Genomic DNA, 13958 nt, shown 5'->3' with positions numbered 1-13958 from the left:
TAGAAGGAAGCTGTGAGCACCGAAAATCGGCAACGCATCGCAGACCTTATCCAGAAGAAGCGCCGAACCGAACGCCTTCCTTCTCTAGTCGCGGCTTGGGCGGCCCTCGGGGCGTCCATATCGCCGCTATCTGATGAGCGACAAAGGGCGCTATCGGGTCGTTTGCGGGCAACTAGGCGCTGGGAGCTTAAACCGGCACCCTCGCTGGAGGGCGCACTTCGAGCTTATTCCGAACCGTTTGAAATGCTGATTGTCGTTGAGTGGGACGTAAACGAACATCCCGCAGTCTTGATCTCAGCGGAAGCGCTACTCCGCTCCTTGCCGAAGCTTCGGGCAACATATCCGAACGGCTTTTGTCTCGCCGATCCGCAGCTCAGCGAAGCTCTCATCGTGAGCTTCGACGATGAACGGGTAGAGGTCGAGATCGACCTATTGGAGCTAGCGCCAGCGCATTGACGTCTCAAGGCTCGCTCTTCAGCGCCGCCTCTGCCCCCAACGACCCTGCGTCCTTCGAGGCGCGCTCAGGAGCGCGCACCTCAGGATGAGGTATTCAGAGCAAAAGAGTTCCTCATCCTGAGGCGCCCGCGCAGCGGGCCTCGAAGGACGCACGGCGCTTCACCCCCCCAAACGCAAAACGGGCGGCCCCTTTCGGAGCCGCCCGCCTGATTGCGTCCGGAATGGAAGCGGAAGTGGCTTACGCCTCTTCGGCCGCCGCTTCCTTCTTGGACAGGTCTTCGCCGGTTTCCTGGTCGACGACCTTCATCGACAGCTTGGTCTTGCCGCGGTCGTCGAAGCCCAGGAGCTTGACCTTGACCATCTGGCCTTCCTTCAGCACGTCCGACGGCTTGGCGACGCGTTCGTTGCTGATCTGGCTGACGTGGACGAGGCCGTCCTTGGCGCCGAAGAAGTTCACGAAGGCGCCGAAATCGACGACCTTCACGACCTTGCCGTCATAGATCTTGCCGACTTCGGCTTCGTCGGTGATCGACTTGATCCAGTCGATCGCGGCCTTGATCTTGGCGCCGTCCGAGGCCGAGACCTTGACCACGCCGTCGTCGTTGATGTCGACCTTGGCGCCGGTGGTGGCGACGATCTCGCGGATCACCTTGCCGCCCGAACCGATCACTTCACGGATCTTGTCGGTCGGGATGTTGATGGTCTCGATCTTCGGCGCGAAGTCGCCCACGTCGGCGCGCGGCGCGTCCATGGCCTTGTTCATTTCGCCCAGGATGTGCGCGCGGCCTTCCTTGGCCTGGGCCAGAGCCTGCTCCATGATCGCGGGCGTGATGCCGGCGATCTTGATGTCCATCTGCAGCGAAGTCAGGCCCTCGCTGGTGCCGGCGACCTTGAAGTCCATGTCGCCGAGGTGATCTTCGTCACCCAGGATGTCCGACAGAACCGCAAAGCCGTCCTGTTCCAGGATCAGGCCCATGGCGATGCCCGAGACCGGACGGACCAGCGGCACGCCGGCGTCCATCATGGCCAGCGACGAACCGCAGACCGTGGCCATCGAGGACGAACCGTTGCTCTCGGTGATCTCCGAGACCAGACGGATCGTGTAGGGGAAGTCTTCCTTGCTCGGCAGCATCGGGCGCAGGGCGCGCCAGGCCAGCTTGCCGTGACCGATTTCGCGACGGCCCGGCGAGCCCATGCGGCCCGTCTCACCGACCGAGTAGGGCGGGAAGTTGTAGTGCAGCAGGAAGGATTCCTTGTAGGTGCCTTCCAGGGCGTCGATGAACTGCTCGTCGTCGCCGGTGCCTAGGGTGGCGACCACGATCGCCTGGGTCTCGCCGCGGGTGAACAGGGCCGAGCCGTGGGTGCGCGGCAGGATGCCGACTTCGCCCAGGATCGGACGGACGGTCTTCACGTCACGGCCGTCGATGCGCAGGCCGGTGTCCAGGATGCCGCGACGCACGACGTCGGCTTCCAGTTCCTTGAAGATCGCGCCCAGCTTCAGCGGGTCATAGCCGGTCGGGTTTTCGTCCGACAGGCCAAGGGCCGCGACGGCCTTCTTCTTGGCGGCGCCGACAGCTTCGTAGCGGTCTTGCTTCTTCTGGATTTTGTAGGCGGCGGCGATGTCAGCGCCCACCAGGTCCTTCATCTTGGCCTTGATCGCGTCGGTGTCTTCCGGCTCGAACGCGAAGGGCTCCTTGGCGGCGTGCTCGGCCAGGTCGATGATCGCGTCGATCACGGCCTGCATCTGCTGGTGGGCGAAGTTGACGCCGCCCAGCACGATCTCTTCCGAGAGCTCCTGGATTTCCGATTCAACCATCATCACGGCGTCGGCGGTGCCGGCCACGACGAGGTCCATCTTGCTTTCCTTCATCTCGTCGAGAGTCGGGTTCAGCACGTAGGCGCCGTCGACCCAGCCCACGCGGGCCGCGCCGATGGGGCCCATGAACGGGGCGCCCGACAGGCACAGGGCGGCCGAGGCGGCGACCATGCCCAGGATGTCGGGATCGTTCTCGAGGTCGTGCTGCAGCACGGTGACGACGACCTGGACTTCGTTCTTGAAGCCCTTGACGAACAGCGGACGGATCGGACGGTCGATCAGGCGGGAGACCAGGGTCTCCTTTTCCGACGGACGGCCTTCACGCTTGAAGAAGCCGCCGGGGATCTTGCCGGCCGCGAAGGTCTTTTCCTGATAGTTGACCGTCAGCGGGAAGAAGTCTTGGCCCGGCTTTTGGCTCTTGGCGAAAACAGCGGTGGCCAGGACAACGGTTTCGCCCATGGTGGCCAGAACGGCGCCGTCGGCCTGACGGGCGATGCGACCGGTTTCGAGGACCAGCGTCTTGCCGCCCCACTCGATCGTCTTGCGTTTGATATCGAACATTTTTCTTCTTTCGGTTCCCGCGGGCGGATTCCCGTCGGGGCGGACAGGGGCGGACGGCTAACGGAAGCCGGCCCGATGATCCTCATCCAGTGTGACAGGCGGGTTTGAGGACGTGAACCCTCGGACAGTCGGATGACCCGGTTGAACGAGCTATCCGCAGGAGGCCTGACGTCCGGCCTGTCTCGGCCGCCGGGCCCCAAATACGCGATCCGCCGCCCTGCCTGAGCGGGGCGGCGGATCTTGATGCCTTAGCGACGCAGGCCCAGCTTTTCGATCAGGGACTGGTAGCGAGCGGCGTCGGACTTCTTCAGGTGGTCGAGAAGCCGGCGACGCTGGGAAACCAGCTTCAGCAGGCCACGACGGCTGTGGTTGTCCTTCTTGTGCGTCTTGAAGTGCTCGGTCAGGTTGGCGATACGCTCGGAGAGGATCGCGACCTGGACTTCGGCGCTGCCGGTGTCACCCGTGCTACGGGCGTGTTCGGCGATAAGAGCGGCCTTGCGCTCGAGAGTGATCGACATCGGGTTGTCTCCGCTCAGGTGAGTTGGAAGACCCGCACGGGATTGAGCTTCCCAGCGCGCATCTCGCACAGGGCCACCAACCTGTCGCCGGACATGGCTGAAACGGTGCGATCGCCGGGCGGAAGCTCGGCTTTCAACGTTTCCACCTGACGCGGAAGCAGGACGATGGCGCGTCCCTGTGCAAGCCGGAAGGCGTCTTCATCGGTCACGGCCAACGCCGGGATGTCGTCCAGCGCGGTCTCGACCGGAAGCAATGCCTCCGACAGCCGGGCCTCATAGCTCAAATTCTCCAGAGTTTCCAGCGCTATCGCCGAGGCCTCGGAGAAGCCGCCCACCCGGGTGCGGCGCAGGTCGGCCACGTGACCGCAGGTTCCCAGCGCCTTGGCCAGGTCCCGGACCACGGCGCGGACATAGGTGCCCTTGCCGCATTCCATCGTGAGCGTCACATGGTCGGCGTCCGGCTGGTCGACCACCTTGAGGTCGAAAATGCTGACCTTGCGGGTCGGCAGCTCGAACTCCACGCCGTCGCGCGCCAGGTCATAGGCCCGCTCGCCGTCGACCTTGATGGCCGAGAAGTTCGGCGGAATCTGATCGACCTCGCCGATGAAGGCGGGCAGCGCCGCCTCGACTTGCTCTCGGGTGGGGCGCACGTCAGAGGTCCCCGTGGTCTCGCCCTCGCGGTCCAGCGTCGTTGTGTCGCGGCCCCAGGCGATGGTGAAGCGATAGGCCTTGTCGGCGTCCATCAGGAACGGAACGGTCTTGGTCGCTTCGCCCAGCGCGATCGGCAGGATGCCGGTGGCCAGCGGGTCCAGCGTGCCGGCGTGGCCGCCCTTCTGGGCGTTGAACGCGCGGCGCACGCGGGAGACGGCCGTGGTCGAGGTCAGGTCATAGGGCTTGTCCAGGCACAGCCAGCCCGAGACGGCGTCGCCCTTCTTGCGGCGGGCCATGCTCAGGCCTCGTCTTCGTCGTCGACCACGTCGGACAGGCGGCGCGTGTCCTGCTGGACGCGCGGATCCAGGAACAGCTTGTCCATATAGGCGGCCGTGCCGAAGCTCTCGTCGTGGATGAACTTCAGGTCCGGCGTGAACTTCATGTCGATGCTGCGGCCCAGCCGCCCGCGCAGGAACTTGGAGACCCGGTTCAGGCCCTTGATGATGTCCGTCGTATCCTGGCCGGTCAGGCCCGCGCCCAGCGGCTCGACAAAGCAGATGGCGTGCTTCAGGTCCGGGCTCATCCGGACCTCGGAGACGGTGACCGAGATGTTGTGCAGCGCCTCGTCCTGCAGCTCCTCCTCGCGGAGGATCTCGACCAGGGCGTGGCGGATCAGTTCGCCGGCGCGGAGCTGGCGTTGCGAGGGGCCCGTCAGGGCGCCCTTCTTGGGGTCAGATTGGCGCTTCATGGCGCGGAGATCCTTGCGGCCCGGCCGGCGGATCGAACGCCGGTGCGCGGGGAAAATCGGAAGGCGCGGTGTCTAGGCGCGTAGCGCCCGAAAGTCCAGCCTAACCCCCCGTCCTCTCCTTGAAGAACGCGATCACCTTGTCGCGCGCCCTCATGCTGCCGCTGGTCGGGACCGAGCGATGCAGGTGCAGAGTCAGCACAGAGTGGGGGGCCATCGGCTGGCCCGGCGCGGCGTCCGCGTCGGCCAGTTCCACCACCTCGACCTTGTCGCCGAACTCGGCCTTCAGGCGGGCGATGCGGGCGTCGGGCACCAGCTTGTCAGAGGTGAAGCGCATGGCGATCAGCGACAGGTTCTCGTCCTGGAACCGCTTCTTGGCGCAGGCGATCTCCGACGCTGAACAGTCCAGGCCGCCCCGGTCCTTGAACGGCAGCGAGGGCTGGGACAGCACCGGCGCCACGACCGAGGGCTCGGTCATCATCGCGAGCGCAAAGCCGCCCGTGAAGCACATGCCGACCGCGCCGACGCCCCTGCCGCCGCATTCGGCGTGGACCTGGCGGGCCAGGGCGCGCAGCCAGTCGACGATCGGGCTTGAGCGGCCGTCCTTCCAGACACTGAATTCGCGGCGCACGCAGATGTTCTTGAGGATCTCGCCGATCGCATAGCCGCGAGAGACCTTCTTGCCCGGCTTGCCGAACAGGCTCGGGCAATAGGCGGTCAGGCCCGCCTGCGCCAGGTCGCGGGCGAAGGCCAGGACACCGGGATGCAGGCCGGGAACTTCGTGGATGACAATGACCGCAGGGCCTGAGCCGATCTTGTAGACCTCGCGGGACCAGCGGCCGTCGTCGAAGTCGAAGCGCTCAAAGCCCACCAGCACCTTGTCATCAGCCATCTCGTCCCCCTCCGCTTTTCCGCCGAGGCTAGACCCTGCCCGCGCGGCTGGCGAGAGATCTAGTTCGAGACGTCCGGACGCTGAGGATTATCGGTCCAGTCCGACATCGGATCGGGGGTGCGGTTGTCCGGCAGCCGCCATTCGCCGCGATAGGAGAAGTCGAGCGTTCCGCACAGGCGCGCCTGACCCGACGCTTTGGGATCATCGCCGAAGGCCTGGATCCGCAGGTCGCGGCGTACGGCGATGGGGCTGAACGACAGCCACAGCCGCGTCGAGCCCGGGCAGAAGGCGCGCAGATAGATCTTGCCCTGCGCCGCCGAGGTGTCGACCGCGTAGAGGGCGGCGTTGGCGTCGACGCCGGTGATCGCCGAGAGGCCCCCGGGGCCAATGTCTTTTGATCGCGCGGGTTTCAGCATCGCCTGGGCTGGCACGCCGGTGGCCAGCACCTTGAGCGGCCGGCTGGCGCCCAGCAGGCCATCCTTGAACAGGATGGTGACGCCCGCGCCGGTCAGCCGCTTGGCGTCGGCCGAGATCGGATCGTACGAGAACATCCGCGTCTCGGCGTGGGCGGTGGAGGACGTGGCGCCGATCATCGCCACCGCGAGGACCGCGCTGCGGACGATCGATCGACGCATCACTTGCCGCGGAGATTGGCCGCCGAGGCGTCGAAGCCCGACAGCCGCCAGCGATCACCCTCGCGGGTGAAAGTCATCAGGCAGGGACCATCCTTGCGCGCGGCGCAGACGCGGCCATCGCCGGTCGGCCGCAAAGCTGCAGCGATCGCCACGCGACCCGGGATCGGGCGATCGGGCGTGTAACCATAGTAGTTGGCCGCCGCGCGGAACGTTTCGGGACGGATCAGCGCCTCGCCGGCCGCGTTGGCCAGCGGACCGGCGGCGATGGCGGCAAGGGCGATGACGCCGTCGTTCTGGCCTGCGCGCTGACGAGCTTCCGCCATCAGTCGCGCCTCGATCTGACCCTTCAGAGCGCGACGATCGACGTGCGCGTCGAACGCGGCACGGTCATTGTCGCGGATGGCGACTAGGAGGTCGTGCACATCGCCGCCGGCGTCGATGCGGTTGACGGTCGCACAGGCGCTCAAGGACGCAGCGACAGCGGTCAGGGCGAGAAGGGCTTTCAGGCGCATCCTCAAGGCGTAGCCAGAGATTGGGGCGATTTCCAGTCTCGGTTTTCAGCAACGAAAAAGGGCGCAGGCCTTTCGACCCGCGCCCTGATTTTCAGATCCTGCGTCGCTCTTAGTCGAGCTGGCGCTTGATCTCTTCGACGGTGAAGCACTCGATCGTGTCGCCGACCTTGATGTCCTGGAAGCCCGCGAACATCATGCCGCACTCCTGACCGACGGGGACTTCGTTGACCTCGTCCTTGAAGCGCTTGAGCGTCTGCAGGGTGCCCAGTTCCAGAACGACGATGTCCTGACGGATGATCCGGACCTTGGCGCCCTTGCGGACCACGCCTTCGGTGACCTTACAGCCGGCGACCTTGCCGATCTTCGAGATGTCGAAGGCCTGCAGGACCTCGGCGTTGCCGAGGAAGGTTTCGCGCTGGATCGGGGCCAGCATGCCCGAGAGCACGCCTTTGATGTCGTCCAGCAGGTCGTAGATGATCGCGTAGTAGCGGATCTCGACCCCTTCGCGTTCGGCCAGGGCCCGCGCCTGCGCCGAGGCGCGGACGTTGAAGCCGATGACCGGCGCGCCGGCGCCCTTGGCCAGCATGACATCGCTTTCGCTGATCGCGCCGGCGCCCGACAGGATGATCCGCGCGCGGACCTCGTCGGTGGCCATCTTGTCCAGCGAACCGATGATCGCTTCGGCCGAACCCTGCACGTCGGCCTTGATGACCAGCGGCAGCTCTTTCAGCTTCTTGTCCTGCAGCTTGGCCATCATGTCGGCCATCGAAGCGCCGGCGCCCACCGGGGCCATCGACTTCTCACGCTTCAGGCGGATGCGGTACTCGGTCAGCTCGCGGGCGCGGGCTTCGTTCTCGACGACGGCGAACGCGTCGCCCGGCGAGGGCACGCCGTCCAGGCCGAGGATCTCGACCGGGGTGGCCGGGCCCGCTTCTTGCAGTTGCTCGTTGCGCTCGTTCAGGAGCGCGCGGACCTTGCCCCACTGGCTGCCGGCCACGACGATGTCGCCGCGCTTCAGCGTGCCGCGGTTGACCAGCACCGTCGAGACGGCGCCGCGACCCTTGTCGAGCTTGGCCTCGATCACCACGCCGTCGGCGCTGCGGTCGGGGTTGGCCTTCAGGTCCAGCACTTCGGCTTGCAGCAGGATGGCTTCCAGCAGGTTGTCCAGGCCCGTGCGGGCCTTGGCCGAAACCTCGATCAGCTGGGTGTCGCCACCCAGGCTTTCGACGACGATCTCGTGCTGCAGCAGCTCGTTGACCACGCGGGTCGGATCCGAGCCGGGCTTATCCATCTTGTTGACGGCGACGATGATCGGCACCTCGGCGGCCTTGGCGTGTTTGATCGCCTCGATCGTCTGGGGCATCACGCCGTCGTCGCCGGCCACGACCAGCACCACGATATCGGTGATGTTGGCGCCGCGGGCGCGCATCGACGAGAACGCGGCGTGGCCGGGCGTGTCGAGGAACGTCACGCGCTGGCCGTCCTTCAGGCGAACCTGATAGGCGCCGATGTGCTGGGTGATGCCGCCGGCTTCGCCCGCCGCCACGTCGGTGGAGCGCAGGGCGTCGAGCAGGCTGGTCTTGCCGTGGTCGACGTGACCCATGATCGTGACGACCGGGGGCCGCAGATCCATGTGCTCGTCGTGATCGTCGGCGCCGATGAAGCCTTCTTCAACGTCGGCTTCCGACACGCGCTTGACGGTGTGACCAAATTCGGTGGCCACCAGTTCGGCGGTGTCGTTGTCGATGACGTCGTTGATCTTCAGCATCACGCCCTGACGCATCAGGAACTTGATGATGTCGACGCCGCGCACGGCCATCCGGTTGGACAGCTCTTGAACAGTGATGACGTCGGGGATGACGACTTCACGGGCCACGCGGGCCTGTTCGACCGCGCCACCGCGACGCTTTTCCTTTTCGCGTTCACGGGCCCGGCGAACCGAGGCGAGCGAGCGCATCCGGTCAGCGGAATCCCCGTCACCGGCCACGGCCTGGATGGTCAGGCGGCCTTCGCGGCGCTGCGGCGCGCCCTTGACACGGGAGACGGCCTTGTTCGGCGCGGCGTTCTTGCGACGATCATCATCCTCGTCCGGACGGCGATCCATGGCGCCGCCGCCGGGGCGGGGCGCGGAACGGGTGGCGCGCTGGATTTCCGGGGTGGCCGGAGCCGCGGCGGGAACGCCGGGACGCGGACCGCGCGGCGGGCCGCCAGGACCACGGGCGCCGGGCGCCGGGCGCGGAGCCAGGGCCGAGTAACGCACGGTCTGTTGCGGGCGGTCGCCTTGCGGACGGTCACCCTGCGGGCGATCGCCACGATAGCCGCCGCGATCGCCTTGCGGACGGTCGCCGTCGGGACGCGGACCGCGCGGACGATCGCCTTCCGGACGGGGAGCCCGTTGACCGAAGTTGGCGTTGGCGTCGGGACGCGGGGCGCGTTGATTGAACGGACGGTCGCCTTGCGGGGCCGGGCGATAGGTCGTCGTGCTCGGACGATCGTCGCGGCGGTCGCGGCTCGGCTCGTAGGTGCGAGTCTGGCCGGGGGCCGCGGCGCGCGTGTCCTGACGGGGGGCGTCCTGGCGCGGCGCAGACGGCGCGACCGGGGCCTGAGCGACGGGACGCGGCGCCTGCGGAGCGGCCGGCGGCGGCGTCACGGGCGCTGCCGGAGCCGGCGCTGCCGGCGCTTGCGCGACGGGTGGCGGCGGCGCGGCGGCGGCGCGTTCGGCTGCGGCCTTGGCCGCGGCTTCACGCTGAGCAGCTTCCTGAGCGGCGCGAGCACGGGCCTCGGCGGCGGCCTGTTCGGCCACCTGGCGGGCTTGAGCTTCACGCGCGGCGTCGACGACGCGCTGACGGGCGCGCAGTTCTTCCTGCGACAGACCGCCGGCCGAACCGCCACCGCCGCCTTGCGGCGGCGCCGGACGCGGCGCAGGGGCTTCGCCATGGCGACGCTCGGCCGAGGACGGCGCGGCAAGATTGCCGGACGCGGGCGCGTGGGTCCGCGTCCGCTTGGTTTCCACCACCACCGTCTTGGTCCGGCCGTGGCTGAAGCTCTGCTTCACGACCCCAGCGCTCACTGAGCCCTGGCGGGGCTTCAGGGTCATCGGGGTGCGTCCGCCGGGTCGGCCGTTTTCGTTCTCGTCGCTCATGCGCTCGCTTGTACTTCCGCCGGGCGGTACCCGGCTAAAAAACCGTTCGTTCCATGTGAGAAAGGGGCCCGGACGTACCTCCATAAGGAAGCCGTTTCCCCGACCCTTCGCTCACGAGCCCGGCCGAACACCTGGGCTCACTCAAAGATTCTAGAGCTTTCCCATCCCACCGGACGGTCCGGTGAGAGGGAAAAGCTCTAGCGCCTGCCAAGGCCGGCGAACCGACCGGGCGGACAGGCCCGCCGTCTGTGCCCAGGAACCGCCAAAGGCGAAAATCCCTAGTCGTCCTCGCGTCCGTTCGCCGACCATTCGGGAGGCAGAAGCGGGCGGAAACCGGACAGACGCTCGACATCCAGTGCCCAGCGATCGATCCCGCGCCCTGCGAGAAGCGCTGTGTGTATCACATTCTCCCCGCCCAAGGCCAAACCCAATTCGTCGGAATTGAAGGCGCCCAGCAGGCGGGGCGTGTTGGCGGCCCTGCGCGCAGCGGAAAGAACCTTTCGGCGACCGTCTTCGGCGCCGTCCGAGGCCTCGATCAGCCAGGCCACCTTGCCCGTCCCCAGGGCGGCGACCACCTTCTCGAAGCCCGAAATAATGCTCCCGGCCTTGCGCGCAAGACCCAGGCCCTCAAGGACCCGGCGGGCCAGCAGCGCCTCGACCTGGTCGGCGAGGTCCGCCGGTGCGGTCAGCTTGGTCTTGGCGGCCCGTGAGAAGAGGCCCTTCTTGGCGGCGGTCGTGATCGAGTCCCGATCCGCTCCCACCCAGATCCCGCGTCCCGGCAGCTTTCGCGCCAGATCCGGAACCACCGTCCCGTCCGGACCCGCCACGAAGCGGATCAGGCGCGCCTCGTCGGTCGCTTCGCCCAGGACGATGTCCTTGCGCAGGCGATTGGCTTCGGCGTGGGTCTTGGGCGCAGCGGTTTCGGTCATGATCCTGTGGGACCTTCTGGGAGCGCGAACGGCCCCGCGGAGGTTTCCGCGAGGCCGTCAAACACCGCTCAGAAGGGCTTAGGCCTCTTCTTCAGCTTCAGCGACGACGTCGCCTTCGGCCGAGGACTCTTCCTCGAACTCCGGCTCCGGCTCGGGCTCCGGCGGCGCCTCGACCCAGCCCATGGCGATACGGGCGCGCATGATCAGCGCCTCGGCGTCCTCGGGCGACAGGTTGAAGCTTTCCAGGATGCCCGGCTCGCGCACGCGCTCACCGCCCTTGTTCTCGAACCAGCCGCGCATGTCGTCAGGCACCAGACCGGCGAGGTCTTCGATCGACTTCACGTCGCCTTCGCCCAGGGCCACGGCCATGGCCAGGGTCACGCCCTCGATGGTCAGCAGCTCGTCTTCGACGCCCAGGGCCTTGCGCTTGGCGTCCAGCTCGGCGGCTTCCTTTTCGAGGAACTCGCGAGCGCGGGTTTGCAGCTCCTCGGCGGTTTCTTCGTCGAAGCCCTCGATCGAGGCGATTTCATGCGGCTCGACATAGGCGACGTCTTCCACCGCGGCGAAGCCTTCGGTGACCAGCAGCTGGGCGATGACCTCGTCGACGTCCAGGGCTTCCTGGAACAGGGCCGTGCGCTCAGCGAACTCGCGCTGACGGCGCTCGCTCTCCTGGCTTTCGGTCATGATGTCGATCTGCCAGCCGGTCAGCTGCGAGGCCAGACGGACGTTCTGGCCGCGGCGGCCGATGGCCAGCGAAAGCTGTTCGTCCGGCACCACCACTTCGACGCGCTCGTCTTCCTCGTCCATGACGACCTTGGAGACTTCAGCCGGGGCCAGGGCGTTGACGATGAAGGTGGCTTCGTCTTCCGACCACTGGATGATGTCGATCTTCTCGCCTTGCAGCTCGGCGACGACCGCCTGCACGCGCGAACCACGCATACCGACGCAGGCGCCGACCGGGTCGATCGAGCCGTCGTTCGAGATGACGGCCATCTTGGCGCGCGAACCGGGGTCACGCGCGACGGCGCGGATCTCGATGACGCCGTCATAGACTTCCGGCACTTCCTGGGCGAACAGCTTGGCCATGAAGCCGCCGTGCGCGCGGCTCAGCATGATCTGCGGGCCCTTGGTCTCGCGACGGACGTCGTAGATGTAGGCGCGGATGCGATCGCCGACATTGAAGTTCTCGCGCGGGATCGACTGGTCGCGGCGCATGATGCCTTCGCCACGGCCCAGATCCACGATCACGTTGCCGTACTCGACGCGCTTGACGCTGCCGTTGACGATCTCGCCGACGCGATCCTTGTACTCGTCGTACTGACGCTCGCGCTCGGCCTCGCGGACCTTATGCATGACGACCTGACGGGCCATCTGGGTCTGGACGCGACCGATCTCGAACGGCGGCAGGACTTCTTCGTAGACCTTGCCGATCTCGGCGTCGCGCCAGGTGCGCTTGGCGATCGAGAAGGGCATCTTGCCGATCTCGCCTTCCAGTTCAGCGTCGTCGGACACGACCTCGATCACGCGCTTCTGGGTCGTCTCGCCCGTCTTGGGGTCGATCTTGACGCGGATGTCGTGCTCGGCGCCGTAGCGGGCGCGGGCGGCTTTCTGCAGGGCGTCCTCGATGGCCTCGATGACGACTTCCTTCTCGATGCCCTTTTCACGGGCGACCGCGTCGGCGATCTGCAGGAGTTCAAGCCGGTTGGCGGCGATGCCGATGGCCATGGTCAGTCCTCTTCACTTTCGGACAGGTCTTCGTTGTCGGATTCGAGGCGGGCGGCCCGTTGCTTGGCCCCCCGCTCCATCAGGGCGTCGGTCATGACGAGCTTGGCGTCGATGACCCACGCGAAGGGGAAGTAGACGGTGACGTCGTCCTCGCCCTCGATGTTCAGGCCCACCTGGTCGTCCTCGACGCCGGCGAGCTCGCCCTTGAAGCGCTTGCGGCCCTCGGCCACGCGATCGAGTTCAATGCGGGCCTCCAGGCCGGCATAGTCGTCGAAATCCTTCAGGCGGGTCAGCGGACGGTCGATGCCGGGGCTGGACACTTCCAGGGTGTACTCGCCGGCGATCGGATCGGCCGCGTCGAGCACTTCGGAAACAGCGCGAGACAGCTTGGCGCAGTCCTCGACATTCATGTCGCCGCCCGAGCCGTCTTCCAGCAGCGGGTGTTCGGCCATGATCTGCAGGCGGCGCTGCTCGGTCCCGCCCATCAGGCGCAGGCGAACAATCTCGTAGCCGAGGCTCTCGGCCACGGGATCGAGCATCTCGATCAGGTCACGGTCTTCCTGCGTCTTCCCGCGCACGGTCTCTCAACTCAACTTCTGGGCCGGCGGCGCTGAGACCGTTCGGCCAAACAAAAAGCGGCAGCCTTTCGGGCCGCCGCTCGAAAGCGCCATCTAGCGCTAACGGACGATGTGGAACGCTTTGTAGGCGAATTGGCGGTCGTTGTCGACTCATGGCGGGGAAATCTCCGGAGTCGTCTTCCGCGCCGCAGCATTTTGGGCCTATAAGCCCAGCCGCGCAGGCCGCTCCCCAAGGGCCGCATCTGATAAAGAGTCAAAATGGACCTGTCCAAGATCGCCGTCGGCGTAAACCCGCCGTACGACCTGAACGCCATCATCGAGATCCCGCAGGGCGGCGAGCCGGTGAAGTACGAGATCGACAAGGAAAGCGGCGCCCTGATGGTCGACCGTTTCCTGCACACGGCGATGTTCTATCCGGCCAACTACGGTTTCATCCCGCACACCCTGGCCGACGACGGCGACCCCGCCGACATCATGGTGGTGGGTCCGACCCCGGTGGTGCCCGGCGCGATCATCCGCTGCCGCCCGATCGGCACCCTGATGATGGTCGACGAAGCCGGCTCGGACGAGAAGATCCTGGCCGTGCCGGTCGACAAGCTACACCCGTTCTATACGGGCGTGACCAGCTGGCGCGACCTGCCCACCATCCTGACCGAGCAGATCGCCCACTTCTTCCAGCACTACAAGGATCTGGAAAAGGGCAAGTCGACGAAGATCAGCGGCTGGGCCGATCCCGACGAAACCGCCGAGATCATCCGCACGGCGATTAAGCGTTACAACGAGAGCTACTGAGTTCGA

General features: G+C 66.6%; 13 protein-coding genes and 1 pseudogene. 3 read left to right on the top strand and 11 right to left on the bottom strand.

Annotated features, from left to right (window positions below):
* The first annotated feature begins 12 nt into the window (after window positions 1-12).
* Window positions 13-456 (top strand): hypothetical protein, encoded by a 444-nt coding sequence (locus CVUC_RS19705; protein ID WP_125469907.1) that lies wholly within the window; start codon window positions 13-15, stop codon window positions 454-456.
* A 44-nt stretch (window positions 457-500) separates the two neighbouring features.
* Window positions 501-614, top strand: a pseudogene (locus tag CVUC_RS20810) (hypothetical protein); the annotation flags it as partial.
* 80 nt (window positions 615-694) lie between these two features.
* Here CVUC_RS20810 and pnp read toward each other — a convergent pair.
* From pnp to rimP, 11 genes are all read right to left on the bottom strand, one after another.
* Window positions 695-2833, bottom strand: coding sequence for a polyribonucleotide nucleotidyltransferase (gene pnp, locus CVUC_RS08095; protein ID WP_096032109.1), 2139 nt, complete (start codon window positions 2831-2833; stop codon window positions 695-697).
* Window positions 2834-3081: 248 nt separating this feature from the next.
* Window positions 3082-3351, bottom strand: coding sequence for a 30S ribosomal protein S15 (gene rpsO, locus CVUC_RS08090; protein ID WP_010917925.1), 270 nt, complete (start codon window positions 3349-3351; stop codon window positions 3082-3084).
* 14 nt (window positions 3352-3365) lie between these two features.
* Window positions 3366-4298, bottom strand: a complete 933-nt coding sequence (gene truB / locus CVUC_RS08085) for a tRNA pseudouridine(55) synthase TruB (RefSeq protein ID WP_010917926.1) — start codon at window positions 4296-4298, stop codon at window positions 3366-3368.
* Window positions 4299-4300: 2 nt separating this feature from the next.
* Entirely contained in the window at window positions 4301-4750 is a 450-nt protein-coding gene (gene rbfA, locus CVUC_RS08080) for a 30S ribosome-binding factor RbfA (RefSeq protein WP_096032110.1), read from the bottom strand.
* A 100-nt stretch (window positions 4751-4850) separates the two neighbouring features.
* The gene (locus CVUC_RS08075) at window positions 4851-5639 is read right to left on the bottom strand and encodes a dienelactone hydrolase family protein (protein ID WP_096032111.1); all 789 of its coding nucleotides are present in this window, start codon (window positions 5637-5639) and stop codon (window positions 4851-4853) included.
* A gap of 59 nt (window positions 5640-5698) precedes the next feature.
* A complete protein-coding gene (locus CVUC_RS08070; protein WP_096032112.1) occupies window positions 5699-6274 on the bottom strand; it encodes a hypothetical protein in 576 nt (191 codons plus the stop codon).
* The gene (locus CVUC_RS08065; protein ID WP_096032113.1) at window positions 6274-6792 is read right to left on the bottom strand and encodes a DUF2939 domain-containing protein; all 519 of its coding nucleotides are present in this window, start codon (window positions 6790-6792) and stop codon (window positions 6274-6276) included. Before CVUC_RS08065 ends, CVUC_RS08070 begins: the two co-directional genes overlap by 1 nt.
* Window positions 6793-6895: 103 nt before the next feature.
* Window positions 6896-9928 carry a translation initiation factor IF-2 gene (gene infB / locus CVUC_RS08060; RefSeq protein WP_164468031.1) on the bottom strand — a complete coding sequence of 1011 codons (3033 nt, stop codon included), beginning with the start codon at window positions 9926-9928 and terminating at the stop codon, window positions 6896-6898.
* 278 nt (window positions 9929-10206) lie between these two features.
* On the bottom strand, window positions 10207-10857 hold the full coding sequence (locus CVUC_RS08055; protein ID WP_096032115.1) for an RNA-binding protein: 651 nt from the start codon (window positions 10855-10857) through the stop codon (window positions 10207-10209).
* Between the two features lie 78 nt (window positions 10858-10935).
* Window positions 10936-12582 (bottom strand): transcription termination factor NusA, encoded by a 1647-nt coding sequence (gene nusA, locus CVUC_RS08050; protein ID WP_010917934.1) that lies wholly within the window; start codon window positions 12580-12582, stop codon window positions 10936-10938.
* A 2-nt stretch (window positions 12583-12584) separates the two neighbouring features.
* Complete coding sequence (gene rimP, locus CVUC_RS08045; protein WP_012639861.1) at window positions 12585-13160, bottom strand: ribosome maturation factor RimP; 576 nt, start codon at window positions 13158-13160, stop codon at window positions 12585-12587.
* Window positions 13161-13418: 258 nt separating this feature from the next.
* Between rimP and ppa the strand changes: the two genes are divergently transcribed.
* Window positions 13419-13952: an inorganic diphosphatase gene (gene ppa, locus CVUC_RS08040; protein ID WP_010917937.1), complete on the top strand. Its 534-nt coding sequence runs from the start codon at window positions 13419-13421 to the stop codon at window positions 13950-13952.
* Window positions 13953-13958 lie beyond the last annotated feature (6 nt).

Origin of the sequence: Caulobacter vibrioides (assembly GCF_002858865.1) — a bacterium.
In the GTDB taxonomy this organism is placed as follows: Bacteria; Pseudomonadota; Alphaproteobacteria; order Caulobacterales; family Caulobacteraceae; genus Caulobacter; species Caulobacter vibrioides.
The sequence above is the reverse complement of the archived record's forward strand: the minus strand, read 5'-3'. Positions and strand labels throughout refer to the sequence as shown.